Here is a 14,577-nt window from a genome sequence, read left to right on the forward strand (position 1 = left end):
TGGGGTGACGAACCCAATGCAATCGGGGCCGGAAGCCGCTGGAAGCTCAGCGGTTTCCGGCCCCGGTGGTTTCAGGCCCGGCGCGTCTCCAGAATGTCTCCACGCCAGGCCTCGCCCTAAATCGACTGCTCCTCGGGCGAGGAAATGACGGAAGCTTCTAGCGAAACAGCCTCTTAGTAGAAGCTGGCCTGGATGTTCGTGTAGTAGAGCCGGGTGAAGCCCTCGTAACCGGAATCGGTGCCGATGATGAGGTAGGCCTCACCCTTGGCATTGGTCGTCACGGTGAAGGTGTGCTCGAAGTGCTTCAGCTGGTAGCCGGGCACTTCCGAGTCAGGCTTGGCGATGTTGCCAACGAGCTGCAGGTCGGCGCCATCAGTCGCCTGATTTCCCTTGTCGACGTTGAGGACGTAGTACGGGGTGCTGCCGTGGTTCTCCACGTTGAGGACGGGCGCGTAGTTCACCGCCCCGGCCTTGACGTAGACGGACTCGGCCGGTGCTCCGCCAGTGCCGAACCCGCCTCCTGGCGCGTCAGTCGCGAGGTCGAAGTTCAGGTAGACGGTGTACTGCTTGTTGGGAGCCAGCCCCACGGAGGCGTCGATCTTCTTCGTGATGTACATGAAGACATCGTCGCTGCGGTTATGGCTCTGGATCATCAGGCCGTTCACCCCGGACTGATCCGGAATGGCGCTCCACCCGAAGGCGGTCTCGTAGATGCCCGAGCTGAGGTAATTCGTCGGAAGATCGGCGAACCCGCCCGTCCAGCCCTGCGCGCCCTGCGCGAAGTTGTAGCTCACGGACACGGGGGTGGTGGCCTGGGCCTCCGTCTGCCCGGTCACGAACGAGGCCGCCACTGCCATGGCGCACACGGCGCTGCTCATCAGCTTCTTCATGGAACTCCCTTTCTTGGGTGTTGGATGTGCTGCGTTGTGAGGCAAGGCTTAGTAGAAGCTGGCCTGGATGTTCGTGTAGTAGATCCGGGTGAAGCCTTCGTAGCCGGAGTCGGTGCCGATGATGAGGTAGGCCTCACCCTTGGCATTGGTCGTCACGGTGAAGGTGTGCTCGAAGTGCTTCAGCTGGTAGCCCTCCACGTCCGAGTTGGGCTTGGCGAGGTTGCCAATGACTTCCATGTCGGCGCCACTGTTGGCCTGGTAGCCCTTGTCGACGTTGATGAAGTAGTACGGGGTGCCGCCGTTATCCTGCACGTAGAGGGCGGGCGCGAAATTCACCGCCCCGGCCTTGACGTAGACGGAGTTGGCCGGGGAGCCGCCGATGCCGATCGACCCCTCGCTGGCGTCGGTCGCGAGGTCGAAGTTCAGGTAGACGGTGTACTGCTTGTTGGGAGCCAGGCCCACGGAGGCGTCGATCTTCTTCGTGATGTACATGAAGACATCGTCGCTGCGGTTGGTGCTCTGGAGCAGCAGGCCTCTCACTCCGGAGGACTGATCCGGAATGGTGCCCCACCCGAAGGCGGTGTTGTAGATGCCCGTCTGGACGTAATCCGTCGGAAGATCGGCGAACCCAGCCGTCCAGCCCTGCGTGCCCTGCGCGAAGGTGTAGCTCACGGACACGGGCGCGGCGGCCTGGGCCTCCGTCTGCACGGCCACGAACGAGGTCGCCACTGCCATGGCGCACACGGCGCTGCTCATCAACTTTCTCATCGTTGTATACCTCTCCAGGGTGATTTGATTCATGACGGCAACGACACCACGCGCTCAGTCATTGCAAACATCGGCCGCGTGAGTAGCAGGTGGGTCTGACAGCCCTTCCCGCTTAATGGGACTCATTAAATGTGATGGTATTGGCGGATTCTCAGACCTTGCAAAAATGGGTCTTGAGAGGTTTGCGCTGGCTGAGCGTCTTCTTGAATATACACACGCCCCTGTGGAGCGCGAGAGACAAGAACGCATAGGGCGGATAAGTGAGTTTGCCTATGCCTTCTGTTTCTTGCTCGCTCAGAGGGAATGATTCCGTTTTGTCAGCGCAGCGACATGAAGGTTTTACCTGGCCGAGCACGCGTGCTCGATGACGCATTGCGATGGTTGTCAAGCGTTGACGCAATGCATTGCTTTAGCAGGAGGATGACACGCACTTGTCACACCCCTTGGCATGCAGCGGGCCTTGGGCATGTGGTTTGCGCGCACGTCGGTTTCCTGGCTTTTGGCATTACAAGAAAGCCAGCCTGCAACACTGCTAACTGGTGTAACGCTGTTGCGTCATGGGGCTCAGGGAGTGGCGGGCAGCGTCCAGGTGGTGGAGAAGCGGTGCGCCCCACCCGTGGTGCTGTCGAGCCAGCCCGAGATGCGCTCGCTCCGGCTCAGCAGCGGGCCCAGCTCGAGCCCCATGGCGAAGAGCCCGGCGAGCTGCTTGTCGGCGACGACATCCATCAGTGACACCTGGTTCAACCCGCTCGCCAGCCGCTTCGGGTCCACGGTGTATTCCACCGCGTGGGGCAGCTTCGCGCCCGCCTGGGGCAGCGCGGCCAGCAGCGAGCGGCTCACCGCCTCGTCATTGCCCACCACGAGCTGACGGCCCTTCAGCCGAACGAAGAGTGTGCCCCCTTTCACATCCAGTGCGTACCCATCCTCCGTCGCCTTTGCTCCGGGAAACTTCGCCAGCGGCGCGAGCGCGCTCTTCACCGCCGCGGCGTCCGTCACCTCGGCGGCGAAGGCCTGGCGTGGCGCGAAGAAGCGGCCCTCCAGCGTGCGCAGGTTGGGGCGCGACCTCACGCCGTCCACCACCATCAACACATGGCCGGTGAGGTGCTCGGCCACCGCGCGCGCCACCGAGGCCACCTGGGCCGGAGGGCAGGAGGGGCACACCTGCTGGATGCTCGCGGTCACGCTGCCCACCGCCTGGGACACCCCGGCCGGCGCCACCCGCGCTCGCGAGAAGAGCAGTCCCTCGGGCTTCATCGCGCCGTAGGGGCTCGTTCCCGAGGCCTGGAAGGGGGGCAGGGGCAGCTGCGTGGCGGTGCCCTCCAGCCGCAACTCGGTGGCGCTTCCGTCCACGCCCACCACCATGCCGCGGCCCGGCAGCAGCACGTACACGGAGCCGGGAAGCTGGGCCAGCCGCGCATCGGATTTGGGCGCCTTGCTCACCAGCCGCGAGGCCTCCTTCAGCAGCACCTGCCCCTGGCCATCGTCCACGAAGCCCCCGCTGGCGCTGGAGAAGGCGCACGCCTCCTGTCCCTTGAGGGCATAGCCCGCCCGGCCTCCGGACTCGCGCAGCACGTTCACGGTGGTGACTCCGCCGGAGGTGGTGGGGGTCGCCTCGGCCTTGCCGCTCGCGGTGACCAGCATCTCCGCGGCCTTCTGCTGGAAGACCTTCGGGTCCGTCAGGCGCGTGCAGGAGATGCGGCCTCCCCCGCGCAGGGAGACGGTGAGGGGGCCGGTGGGGTCGATGCCCAGGCGGGTGAGGGTGGCCGGCTGGCTCAGGTCGAATGACAGGAAGGGGTGGAGCTCGGCGTACCAGACGACGGGCCGCAGCAGGGCGGCGCTCTGTCCCGCCCGGTCGAGGAAGGCGGTGACTCCCTGGAGTGCGTCCGTCCGCGGAATATGGACGACGGTCTCCGCCGAGGTGGCGGCGCGGGGCGCGGGGGCGGCGGCGAGCGAGGCCGCGAGGGCGAGGGAGATCATGGCTTGCTGTGAGTGCAGTGCGCCCCGTTGCCTGTCAACTGCTCCAACATCCTGGCGGCTTCCCGGTCTCCAAGGACGTGCACTCCCTGACTGCCCGCCTGGCATCCCCCACGTGATTGCTGCCAACTGAGAGCGGCTGCCCTAACGTCAGCGGGTGATGACTGCCTCCATTTCTGACAATCCGCTGCTTCAGACCGAAGGACTCCCGAAGTTCGACCGCATCCGCGCGGAGCACGTCGAGCCGGCCATCCGCGAGTTGCTGGCGCGCCTGAACGCCGACCTCGATGCGCTCGAGCGTGATGTGAAGCCCACGTGGGAAGCGACGGTGGCGCGTCTGTCCGCCATCACCGAGCCCATTGGCCTCGCGTGGGGCGTGGTGAACCACCTCATGGGCGTGCAGAACAGCCCGGAGCTGCGCCAGGCCCACGCCGCTGTCGAGGGAGATGTCGTCGAGACCTTCATGCGCATTGGCCAGAGCGTGCCCCTCTACCGGGCGCTCAAGGGCCTGCGCGAGGGGCCCGAGTGGAAGACGCTCGACCCGGCCCAGCACCGCATCATCGACGCCTCCATCCGTGACGCCGAGCTGTCCGGCGTGGGACTCGAGGGCGAGGCCCGCGAGCGCTTCCAGGACATCGAGCGCGAGCTGGCCGAGCTGTCCACCCGCTTCACCAACAACGTCATCGACGCCAACAAGGCCTGGTCCATGACGCTGACGAAGCCCGAGGAGGTGGAGGGCCTGCCGCCCAGCGCGCTCGCCATGGCCGCCCAGATGGCGAAGCAGGGACTGGCCGAGGGCGCCCCCGAGCCCACCCCCGAGAAGGGGCCCTGGCGCATCACCCTGGATGCTCCCAGCTACGTGCCCTTCCTCGAGCACTCGCGCCGGCCGGACCTGCGCGAGAAGCTCTACCGCGCCTTCGTCACCCGCGCTTCCTCCGGGGACTCGGACAATGGGACGCTCATTGAGCGCATCCTCACCCTGCGCCGGGAGAAGGCTCGCCTGCTCGGCTACTCGTCCTTCGCCGAGGTGAGCCTGGCCGCGAAGATGGCGCCCGGCGTGCAGGCAGTCGAGCAGTTGCTCGGTGAGCTGCGCAACGCCGCACGTTCGCGCGCTCGGAAGGAGCACTCCGAGCTGACCGAGTACGCGCGCCGCAAGACGGGCAATGCCTCGCTCGAGCTGAAGCTGTGGGACGTGCCCTTCTGGGCCGAGCGGCTGCGCGAGGAGCGCTACGCGTACACCGACGAGGAGCTCCGGCCGTACTTCGCGCTGCCACGTGTGCTGGACGGCTTGTTCGACACCGCGAAGCGGCTCTTCGGCGTCACCGTGCGCGCCGCCGATGGCGAGGTGCCCGTGTGGGATCCGAGCGTGCGCTTCTTCCGCGTGGCGGATGAGTCGGGCAAGGACATCGCCGCCTTCTACCTGGACCCCTACAGCCGTCCGGCCACCAAGCGCGGCGGGGCGTGGATGAATGGCGCGCTCGACCGCAAGCGCAAGCCCGACGGAGGGCTGCGGCTGCCGGTGGCCTACCTCGTGTGCAACGCCACGCCGCCCGTGGGCAACAAGCCCGCGCTCCTCACCTTCCGCGAGGTGGAGACGCTCTTCCACGAGTTCGGTCACGGCCTGCAGCACATGCTCACGCGTGTGGACTACCCGGAGGCCGCCGGCATCAACAACGTGGAGTGGGACGCGGTGGAGCTGCCCAGCCAGTTCATGGAGAACTGGTGCTTCCACGAGGAGACGCTCTCCAAGCTGGCGCGCCACGTGGACTCCGGTGAGTCGCTGCCCAAGCACCTGCAGGACAAGATTCGCGCCGGGCGCATCTACCGGGCCGCTTCCATGTCGCTGCGGCAGGTGTACTTCGCCACGTTGGACTTGGAGCTGCACCACCGCTACCAGCCCGGAAGCGACGGGCAGGCCGGCTTCCTCGAGGTGCAGAAGCGCGTGGCCGCGGAGAACACGGTACTCCCGCCGCTCCCGGAGGATCGCTTCCTCTGCTCCTTCACGCACATCTTCGCGGGTGGCTACGCCGCGGGCTACTACAGCTACAAGTGGGCCGAGGTCCTCTCCGCGGATGCCTTCTCCGCCTTCGAGGAGGCGGGGCTGGCTGACTCGCAGGCGCTGGCCCGCACCGGACGTCGCTTCCGAGACACGGTGCTCGCGCTCGGTGGCAGCCGCCACCCGCTGGAGGTCTTCCAGGAGTTCCGTGGCCGCGCTCCCAGCACCCAGCCACTGCTCAAGCAGACGGGGTTGTTGGACTCGCAGGAGCTCGAGTCGACGGCGCCGATGATGTAGCGGGTGCCGCCGTCAGCGGCCCTTCCAGGCATGGGTGTGCCACGCCTCCTCCCGGAGGCGCTCGGCCGCCCAGGCCTCCGCGGCGGTGAGGTTCGTGCAGGAGATGTTCGGGAAGGGGAGGGGTCGGGCGAACAGGACTGCGCTGACCGACAGCTGGACGACGGGCGAGGAGATGATGATGGCGATGCCGATCATCCTCTCGCGCAGGAGTTGCTTGTGCGCATCGAGCCACTCCACCATCCGCCAGCGCTGCTCGAGGGGGATGATTCCCGCCCGGCTCAGGTCCAGGATGAGCAGGAACCTCTCGCCGCGGTGCAGGTAGCCGCTGACATTGGTGAGACTCTCCTCGAGTCCCTGCGCGGAGAGTGTTCCCGGAAGCCAGAGGTGCAGCAGAGGCCACCGTGAGTCATCGAAGGTGGCGCGATCGAACGCGGGCATCTTGGGGCCCATTCTGACAGCTCCGGGGAAACGTGCTATGCCGCGCGCCCCGGGTGGCTCGGCCCCTCGGTTTTACGTCGTGGAGCAGGTTGCAATGGAACAGCGTCGAATCGAGGGTTTCCTTTATTTGGCGGGCTTCGGGGCCTCGATTCCTCTCTCCAACTGGATGATCGGTCACGTCGGGGTGGTGTGCCCGGACAATGGCCCCTGCCTGCTTCCCGTGGGACCCGGTATTCTGGCTCCGAGCGGCGTCCTCATCGTCGGCATCGCCTTCGTGCTGCGCGACCTGGTGCAGCGCCGGCTCGGCAAGGGCTGGACGCTGCTGGCCATCGCGCTGGGGGCGTTGCTCTCGGGCGTGCTCGCTCCGCCGCAGCTGGTCGTCGCCTCGAGCGGCGCCTTCGCCATCTCGGAGCTGGCTGACTTTGCCGTCTATACCCCGCTGCAGCGGCGAGGCCTGGTGCTGGCCGTGCTCGCCAGCAGCCTCGTGGGCCTCGTCGTCGACAGTGTCCTCTTCCTCCAGCTCGCCTTTGGCAGTCTCGACTTCCTGTTGGGGCAGGTGCTGGGCAAGGCGTGGATGGTGCTGCTGTCGTTGCCCCTGGTGGCCTGGCTTCGGCGCCGGGACGAGCGGCTCGGCATTCAGCCGGCCTGAGTCCAGCGTCCCTGCCGGGTTTCAGGAGACCTCTTCTTCCCGGTAACGCACGCGGACGTCCACCTTCACCGCCGCCAGGGCGATGGTGTTCGCGGCCTGGCGGGCCTGCTCGGTGGTGGGGGGCGCGCTGCTCTTGAAGTCCGCCAGGGCCTCGCGCAGCGCTCGCTCGACGCGCTCGGTGCGGCGGATTCCTTGTGACTCCAACAACCAGCCCAGGGCGAGGTGTGCAGCGTGGTCCCATGCGCCCGTGCCGCGGGTCGCCTCGGCGGTGAGGTCGATGACTCGCCGTACCGCGTCCGACAACACTTCCATGCGGTCTGCCTCGTCCGGGGGCAGCGCCAGCGAGCGGAAGTACGTGTCGAGCGTGCACAGCCACACGTGGGCCGCGCCGAGTGCGGAGAGGATGTGCTGGATGTGGCTCTCTATGTCTGTGTTGGGCGCCTGGCCCTGGCCGAGGCTTTCGTTGCCGAGCCGCACGCCGGCCTTCGTGTACCAGGCTCCGGCGTGCTCGGAGAGCAGTGCGTCGACCCCCTCGAGGAGCGCGCGGCGCGTCGGTGCGTCGAGGCGCCGCGTGCCCGAGGGGAGGTGCGGGACGAGGTACTCCCGGAGGCGGACCGCGAGGTGCGCGGGCTGAAAGGCATCGAGGCTCTCTTGGATGGGAGCCCAGGTGCCCTCGTTCCTCTGTTTCTTCCTGCTCATGCGGGAGGCGTCACGGCAGGGGGGTGAACTGGCGGAGCCCGGTGACGATCTGCTCGGCCTGGACGCTGGGCAGGGTGTCCTGGAGCACTTCTCCATCCCAGGAGGTCACGCGGACCTTGATGGGCCCGACGCCCATGCCCGCGGGCTCCACGAAGTAGTTGTAGTCCTGGCGTGGGACCTCCACCCAGGTGGTGCCCTTGAGCCACTCCAGCTTGCGCACGGGCTTGTGGTGGTTGCGCACCTGGAGGGCGGTCCACCACTGGCTGCTGCCCTCCTTGAAGCGGTAGCGGACGGGGCCGGTCATGGGGCAGGTGACGAATCGCCACTTCACCTGCACGCGGCCCAGGGTCGGGTCCGCCAGCTTCGAGAAGGCCGAGCGGCTGAGATCCAGGTGTCCCGCCGTCTCGCAGTCGGGGCAGCTGTCCACGATGCGCACCCGCAGCGTGCCCTTCGGTCCTTGGATCTCCGCGCACGCGCCGCACACCGCGCTGCCTTGGTACTCGGTCTTGATGATGGCGGCGATGTCCAGGTCCTCGGGGCTGGGATCGAAGCTGCAGTTCCCGGCGCCGCTCGCCTCCGTGTAGTAGGTGATGACCCCGCTCTTGAAGTCGCTGATCGGCCGCGAGGTCATCGTGCTGCCGCCGCCGGTGCCTGCGTCATTGCCGCCGGCCGGAGTGTCGGAACCTGCATCGGGGCCTCCGAGATCCTGGGTGGCTGGATCGGAGCCGCAAGCCATCAGTGACAGCAGCAGAGCGGCGAGGACTGAACGAGCTGAGAACGAGTGTGTGAGGCGCATGGGGGGCTCCGGGCGAAGGGATGCGCGGAGGCCATTTTGTGCACCTCGCGGACTCCGCGCACGTCGTTCCGCTCTCCGACATCCCGCCACAGCCGGACCGCTCCCCGCACTCCCGGAGCTCGCCGGAAATCAGACAGCCATCAGGACACATCTTTCCGTCATAGACGTGTCCTGATGACTACGAACGGTGCTGCTGATCAACCCGTTCTGGGGAATGTCGCTCCCATGCGTAGAATGTGAGCGTCATGCCCGTTCCCACCAAGCCAGAACCTCACGCCTCCGACCGGGTGCCCATGACACGAGCGGCTCTGGGAAATCTCAAGGCGCCGTCGCTGGCGACCTGCCTGGTGTTGCTCAAGCATCCTGAGCACGGCGATGAGTTCAACGGCAAGGCGCTGTGCGATCAGATCCGTCAGCTCGTGAAGAACCAGCAGGGGACCTTCTGCTTCTTCCACGATGGCACGGGGATGGTGAACGCGCGGATTGGCTACGCGAATGCCTTCAAGGAGCTGGACCGCGAGCTGGCGGGCCGCATGACGGAGGTGGTGTGCGCCGTGCCCGCGCCCATTCCGCGGATGATGATCTACACGGTCGCGACCATGGCTCAGAAGCCCTGGACCATCTTCCGCACCCGCGTGGAGGCCGACCTGCACATGCGCATGCGGGGCTATCTCGCCGCCGACTACGGCCAGCCCTTCGAGGGGGCGCTGAAGCTTCTGGTGCTGGGCCGCTCGTGAGTGTTCATTCGCTGAAACTCTCCCCGTTGGGGGAGTGACGTCTGGTTCGCCGACCCTTCCCGATTTCCCGCGTTCCCGGTATTCAGGCTTCCGTACCTGGTTAGGGCCGGAAGCATGGCGCCACGCGCCGTGGGGGGACATATGGCGAACCTGAGAGACCTGCCGCGTCAGGCCTGGGGAGACCTGCAATCGAGGCTGTTCCACCTGCCGCTGGTGGGCACGCTGCGCAACCTGCTCGTGGAGGGGCCGGAGCTGTCGAGCCCGGTCCCTCGAGACACGGGGCTGGTGGATGCGGAGCGGGTGGCCGCGTACCAGCGCGCCATCGAGCGTTACGTGAAGCCAGGCCAGGTGGTGGCCGACGTGGGGACGGGCAGTGGCCTGCGGGCCTTCCTCGCCGCCAGGCGTGGCCCGAGCAAGCTGTATGCGGTGGATCGCTCGCGCAACCTGGACACGGCACGCTGGGTGGCTCGGCGCAACGGGCTGTCGGACATCGAGTTCGTCCGCGCGGACAGCTCGCGCTTCCAGCCGGCGGAGAAGGTGGACGTGCTGCTCCACGAGCAGGTGGGGGATGCGCTCTTCGACACGGGGCTGGTGCCGAAGCTGCTGGGGCTGAGGGACCGCGTCCTGGCACGCGGGGGCCGCATCCTGCCCAACCGGTTCGAGGTCTTCTTCGAGCCGGTGCAGCTGCGCGAGGAGGCGCGCCTGCCCTTCATCTGGAACCAGCGCCTGCCGGACGTGGACTTCACCTGCCTGCAGGTGCTGCGGGACACGATGAACCCCGCGTACTTCACCCGGTTTATTCGGCCGCAGGACGTGGAGCGGCGGCTGTGCGACGCGGAGCCCGCCTTCGCGCTCGACCTGGAGACGCTGCGCGCGGGCTCGCTGCCGACGCGTTTGCGGCTGGAGCGGCCGGTGGTGCGCGAGGGTCGCGTGGACGGCCTGTGCCTCTTCTACCGGGCCGGGTTCGACTCCGAGCTGTCCTTCGACACCTTCCCCAATCGTCCGCGGGCCTGTACTCCGGTGCTCCTGCTGCGGGTGGATCCCCGGGACTTTGCCCGCTACGAGACGATCCGCCTGGAGTTGTCGTTGCCGGAGCTGTCGGACGTCACCACATGGCGGTGGAGCTTCGTGTGAGGGTACCCACCTGCGTGTTTCCAGCTTCGTCCTGCTCCTCCTGTTGCTGACACCGTCTGCCATGGCACAGAACCCCGCGGGCGCATCGGCCGCGGGCAAGCCGCGCACCCTGGCGGGCCGGTGCGGCTCGGCCAACTGGGTGTGCGTGGCCCAGTGCATTGATGTGACGTGCGTGGACAAGTGTCTGGCGGAGGGGTGTGAGCAGGCGCTGGACGCGCTGGCGCAGTGCGCCGAGAAGTCCGGTTGTGGCCCGGACGACTCGGCCTGTGTGTCGCGCGTCTGCGGCAAGCAATGCGGGCGCACCTTCGAGCCCGCGCCGCCCAGCCCTGAGAAGGAGACGACAGATCCCTGCGCGGACGCCTCGGTGGGGGCGGGCAAGGTTCCCGAGGAGGTGGTGGGCCGCTGGACGCTGGAGGCGGCGAGCATCCGGCCCGAGGAGCGGCCTCGGCTCGCAGGGCAGGAGGAGGGCGTGGATGTGAAGCCGCGCCCGGACTTCGAGAGCGCGCTGGTGGTGACGTCCGGGGGCTGCTTCCTGCTGCGCACGAAGCTGGAGGACGCCACGCTGGGGCGGGGCAATACCTTGGAGATCCGCTCCTGGGGGGCCTTCCAGGTGGACGAGAAGAAGGACACGGTGCAGGTGTGGACGAAGTCCGGGCAGGCGGTGGGGCCGGTGTGTGGCAAGCCCCGCGTCATCGGCCTGTCCAAGGGGAAGTTCCAGCGGCCCGTGTACACGTACGACGTGGAGGGGGATACGCTCACCCTGACGGCGCAGACGCCCTCCCGGCAGACGTTCCAGTTCCGCCGCCAGACGCAGGAGCAGAAGGAACAGGCCGAGTAACCCATGTCCGAGCGGATGCACCACGCAGACGCCGCGTGGCTCCAGATGGAGGAGCCCACGAGCCTCATGGTCATCACGGCGGTGCTCTGGTTTGACGAGCCCGTGGACCTGGAGAGGTTGAAGGACGTGGTTCGTGAGCGGTTGGTGGAGCGCTACCCTCGCTTCCGGCAGCGGGTGGTGCCCGGGGGACTCCTGGGGACCGCACGCTGGGAGGATGACCCCGCCTTCCGTCTGGAGAACCACCTGCGGCGCACACGGCTGCGCGCACCTGGGGGCCGCGCCGCGCTGGAGGCGCTGGTGTCCGAGTCCATGAGCACGCCCCTGGACTCCTCCCGGCCGCTGTGGGCGCTACACGTCATGGAGGACCATGCGGCCGGGGGCGCGCTGCTGCTGCGCGTGCACCACTGCATCGCGGATGGCATCTCGCTGGCGCGGGTGCTGCTGTCGCTCACGGACGAGCGGGCCTCCGGGGGCGGGAGCAGGGAGGACTTTGAGGAAGCGGAGGATGCTTCGGGGCGGTTGGCCCGGCTGCTGCGGGGCGCTCGCACGGTGCTGGGCTCGACGCGGGCCGCGTGGAAGCGGGGCGCGGAGCTGCTGGCCGAGCCCATCCAGCTCATGGACCTGGCCGTGGAAGGGGCGCGAAGTGCCTCGGCGCTGAGCAGGTTGCTGACGCTGATGCAGGATCCTCCGTCCCCTTTCACGGGCGAGCTCGGACGAGAGAAGCGGGTGGCCTGGTCGCGGCCGGTGCCGGTGGGAAAGGTGAGGGAGATCGGCCACGGCACCGGGAGCACGGTGAACGACGTGGTGATGGCGGTGGTGGCGGGAATGCTGCGCCGCTACGTGGAGGCGCGGGGACAGTCGCCGGAGGACGTGCGGGCGGTCGTCCCGGTGAACCTACGGCCCTTGAGGGAGCCCCTTCCCAGAGAGCTGGGCAACCGGTTCGGGGTGGTGTTCCTGCCCCTGCCGCTCGGGTTGGCGGACCCGGTGGAGCGGCTGTGGGAGCTGAAGCGGCGGATGGACAATCTGAAGCGCTCGCCGGAGGCGGCGGTGGTGTTCGGCATGTTGTCCGCGGCGGGGATGGCGCCGGCGCCGGTGGAGCGGATGGCGGTGGATGTGATGAGGCGGAAGGCCTCGCTGGTGCTGACGAACGTGCCGGGGCCGAAGCGGCCGGTGTACCTGGCGGGAGCGAGGCTCGCGGGCGTGATGTTCTGGGTGCCCATGGCGGCGCGGCTGGGCCTGGGGCTGAGCATCTTCAGCTATGCGGGGCACGTGACGCTGGGCGTGGCGGCGGACGCGGGCCTGGTGCCGGAGCCGCGAGAGCTCATCGCCGACTTCGAGGAGGAGCTCGACGCCCTGGCCGAAGCGGTGAGGGCGTCTGGCCATTCCCATCCGGTGCACTGAGCCTTGAGCGACTGGCGGGTCCACACCAGGAGGGGCGGGCGGAAGCGGGCCGCGCTCACAACCCGGAGTCGGAACGTCTTTCCTTCGGGAGACTCTATTCGCAGAGGACCAGGGCCATGACGCTCGAGCCGTGTGAGGAGATCGCTAGACCTGGCTGCCGCCCAAGGAGGCACGGCATCGGGTTCATTGCCGCTTCTTCCTGGGTGATGTCACAGGTGGAGAGCGAGAGCTCGGAGCCTGTCCGGGCCACAGGCCGCCACCGCTGAGCGATTGGTAGCGGGGTCGGGTCGCCAGCTCTCCATCCTCTCCCTTCCCATCCGTCCGAAACCTGGCGGGCTTTCAGCCCGAGGTGCACCCTTCCGCTTCGCTCTCCCATTGAGCCGAGCCTGGGCCCAGGTGCGCGTGCAGGTCAGGTCCCGGACGGGGCTCGGGAGATTTCCACGACATGTCTCGATTCCCTCGAGGCAAGGAGAGCGCCATGTGCCCCCATGTCTACACTCAGCTCGTGAAGGCCCTGGCCTCACGAAGAACCCAGACGACCGCGGTGGCCCTCATCGTCGCCGGCGCGCTCGTCATCCACGCCGCACCGCCCGAGCACTTCGTCACGGCGGTCATCGGCGGCTCACTCGGGTTCTCGCTCCTGTTCGCCTGGTTGTTCTTCCACTGCGGCCTCCGTCAGCTTCCCCAGAGACAGCGCGGGCCCTTCATTCTCGTGGTGCTCGTGGTGTTGTCCTCACTCCTGGTCGTGCAGGCCCGCGCTGCCTTGGCACTGGCCACGGACGCACTGCGCGCTCAGCACTCGGGAGCCTGGACCGTTCCCCGAGCGAGAGCGGATGAAAGAGCGCCACAGAGGGCCGGTGCGGTGTTCACCGGCCGCGCTTCTTCTGGAAGTCATTGAAGGCGCGCGTGGTCTTCTTCGTGTCCTGCTTCGCGCGGGCCTGGGCCTGCGCGTCGCGCTGGCGCTCCTGGCGGGCCACTTCCACGACGAGCTTGTGGTAGTTCTCCAGGCGCTCCGAGGGCAACTGCCCGTCCCGGATCGCCTGCTGGACGGCGCACCCAGGCTCCTTCTCGTGGCGGCAGTCGTTGAAGCGGCACCCGGCTGCCAGCTCCTCGATGTCCACGAAGGCGGTGCGCAGGCCTTCTTCGCTCTCCATCAGCCCGAGCTCGCGCATGCCCGGTGTGTCGATGACGAGGCCTCCCTGCGGCAGCACGAACAGCTCGCGGTGCGTGGTGGTGTGCCGGCCCTTGTCGTCCTCGCGCACCTCGCCCACCACCATGCGCGCGGTGCCCACCAGGCGGTTGATGAGCGTGGACTTGCCCACGCCGGACGAGCCGATGAGCGCCACCGTCCGGTTGCCGCCGATGTACTGCCAGAGCGCGTCCAGGCCTTCACCGGTGACGCTGCTCACGGTGTGGAGGGGGACGTCCGGAGCCAGTGCGGCGATGCTCTCGCGGGCCGCCTCTACGTCCTCGCACAGGTCCGTCTTGGTGAGCACCACCACGGGCTGGGCCCCGCTGTCCCAGGCGAGCGCCAGGTAGCGCTCGAGCCGCCGCGGGTTCAGGTCTCGCGTCAGCGCGGAGACGAGGAAGACCACGTCCACGTTGGCGGCGACCACCTGCTCCTCGTCGGTCCGGCCAGCGGCCTTGCGGGCGAGCTGCGTCCGCCGGGGGAGCACGGCCTGGATGATGGATGTGCCCTCTTGGATGCGAGGCTCGAAGGAGACCCAGTCCCCGACGACCGGGCGCACGGACTCTCCCTTGCGGATGGCCATGCGCAGCCGCCCCGGGACGGTGGCCCTCAGGTCCCCTCGCGCCGAGTACAGGACGTACTCCACGCCATAGTCAGCGGCGATGCGCGCCGGCTCCTCTCCTTCACTCGCGCGGGGGGCCCAGGCCTCCTGGAAGGAGGGTCCCCAGCCGAGTTTCTCCAAGGCGTGCTCGTCCATGCTCATGCGGCGCA

Annotated in this window: 14 protein-coding genes; 7 read left to right on the plus strand and 7 right to left on the minus strand. The window is 67.9% G+C overall.

Features of this window, described 5'->3' with window-relative positions:
- Positions 1-173 precede the first annotated feature (173 nt).
- The 3 genes from F0U60_RS09730 to F0U60_RS09740 form a co-directional block, all read right to left on the minus strand.
- The gene (locus F0U60_RS09730; protein ID WP_395817032.1) at positions 174-890 is read right to left on the minus strand and encodes a hypothetical protein; all 717 of its coding nucleotides are present in this window, start codon (positions 888-890) and stop codon (positions 174-176) included.
- A 48-nt stretch (positions 891-938) separates the two neighbouring features.
- A complete protein-coding gene (locus tag F0U60_RS09735; RefSeq protein WP_395817034.1) occupies positions 939-1,658 on the minus strand; it encodes a hypothetical protein in 720 nt (239 codons plus the stop codon).
- Positions 1,659-2,222: 564 nt separating this feature from the next.
- A complete protein-coding gene (locus F0U60_RS09740; protein ID WP_395817037.1) occupies positions 2,223-3,635 on the minus strand; it encodes a hypothetical protein in 1,413 nt (470 codons plus the stop codon).
- 157 nt (positions 3,636-3,792) lie between these two features.
- Between F0U60_RS09740 and F0U60_RS09745 the strand changes: the two genes are divergently transcribed.
- Positions 3,793-5,925, plus strand: a complete 2,133-nt coding sequence (locus F0U60_RS09745) for a M3 family metallopeptidase (protein ID WP_395817040.1) — start codon at positions 3,793-3,795, stop codon at positions 5,923-5,925.
- A 12-nt stretch (positions 5,926-5,937) separates the two neighbouring features.
- Here the strand turns inward: F0U60_RS09745 and F0U60_RS09750 are convergent, their stop codons facing one another.
- The gene (locus F0U60_RS09750; protein ID WP_395817042.1) at positions 5,938-6,375 is read right to left on the minus strand and encodes a hypothetical protein; all 438 of its coding nucleotides are present in this window, start codon (positions 6,373-6,375) and stop codon (positions 5,938-5,940) included.
- Positions 6,376-6,457: 82 nt separating this feature from the next.
- On the opposite strand from F0U60_RS09750, the gene F0U60_RS09755 reads away from it, so the two are divergent.
- Entirely contained in the window at positions 6,458-7,012 is a 555-nt protein-coding gene (locus F0U60_RS09755; protein ID WP_395817044.1) for a VUT family protein, read from the plus strand.
- Positions 7,013-7,033: 21 nt separating this feature from the next.
- Here the strand turns inward: F0U60_RS09755 and F0U60_RS09760 are convergent, their stop codons facing one another.
- Together F0U60_RS09760 and F0U60_RS09765 are read right to left on the minus strand one after the other, a co-directional pair.
- On the minus strand, positions 7,034-7,711 hold the full coding sequence (locus F0U60_RS09760) for a hypothetical protein (protein ID WP_395817047.1): 678 nt from the start codon (positions 7,709-7,711) through the stop codon (positions 7,034-7,036).
- A 10-nt stretch (positions 7,712-7,721) separates the two neighbouring features.
- The gene (locus F0U60_RS09765) at positions 7,722-8,507 is read right to left on the minus strand and encodes an expansin EXLX1 family cellulose-binding protein (protein ID WP_395817049.1); all 786 of its coding nucleotides are present in this window, start codon (positions 8,505-8,507) and stop codon (positions 7,722-7,724) included.
- A gap of 293 nt (positions 8,508-8,800) precedes the next feature.
- On the opposite strand from F0U60_RS09765, the gene F0U60_RS09770 reads away from it, so the two are divergent.
- The 5 genes from F0U60_RS09770 to F0U60_RS09790 all read left to right on the plus strand — a co-directional run bounded on the left by F0U60_RS09770 (position 8,801) and on the right by F0U60_RS09790 (position 13,515).
- The gene (locus F0U60_RS09770) at positions 8,801-9,244 is read left to right on the plus strand and encodes a hypothetical protein (RefSeq protein ID WP_395817052.1); all 444 of its coding nucleotides are present in this window, start codon (positions 8,801-8,803) and stop codon (positions 9,242-9,244) included.
- Positions 9,245-9,385: 141 nt separating this feature from the next.
- A complete protein-coding gene (locus tag F0U60_RS09775) occupies positions 9,386-10,378 on the plus strand; it encodes a methyltransferase domain-containing protein (RefSeq protein WP_395817054.1) in 993 nt (330 codons plus the stop codon).
- Positions 10,379-10,439: 61 nt separating this feature from the next.
- On the plus strand, positions 10,440-11,216 hold the full coding sequence (locus F0U60_RS09780; RefSeq protein ID WP_395817057.1) for a hypothetical protein: 777 nt from the start codon (positions 10,440-10,442) through the stop codon (positions 11,214-11,216).
- 3 nt (positions 11,217-11,219) lie between these two features.
- Positions 11,220-12,617, plus strand: coding sequence for a wax ester/triacylglycerol synthase family O-acyltransferase (locus tag F0U60_RS09785; protein ID WP_395817060.1), 1,398 nt, complete (start codon positions 11,220-11,222; stop codon positions 12,615-12,617).
- A gap of 445 nt (positions 12,618-13,062) precedes the next feature.
- Positions 13,063-13,515, plus strand: a complete 453-nt coding sequence (locus tag F0U60_RS09790) for a hypothetical protein (RefSeq protein WP_395817062.1) — start codon at positions 13,063-13,065, stop codon at positions 13,513-13,515.
- On the opposite strand, the gene rsgA is transcribed toward F0U60_RS09790, so the two are convergent.
- On the minus strand, positions 13,484-14,569 hold the full coding sequence (rsgA, locus tag F0U60_RS09795; protein ID WP_395817065.1) for a ribosome small subunit-dependent GTPase A: 1,086 nt from the start codon (positions 14,567-14,569) through the stop codon (positions 13,484-13,486). The genes F0U60_RS09790 and rsgA overlap by 32 nt on opposite strands.
- Positions 14,570-14,577 lie beyond the last annotated feature (8 nt).

It is taken from the genome of Archangium minus (assembly GCF_044360475.1).
In the GTDB taxonomy this organism is placed as follows: Bacteria; Myxococcota; Myxococcia; order Myxococcales; family Myxococcaceae; genus Archangium; species Archangium minus.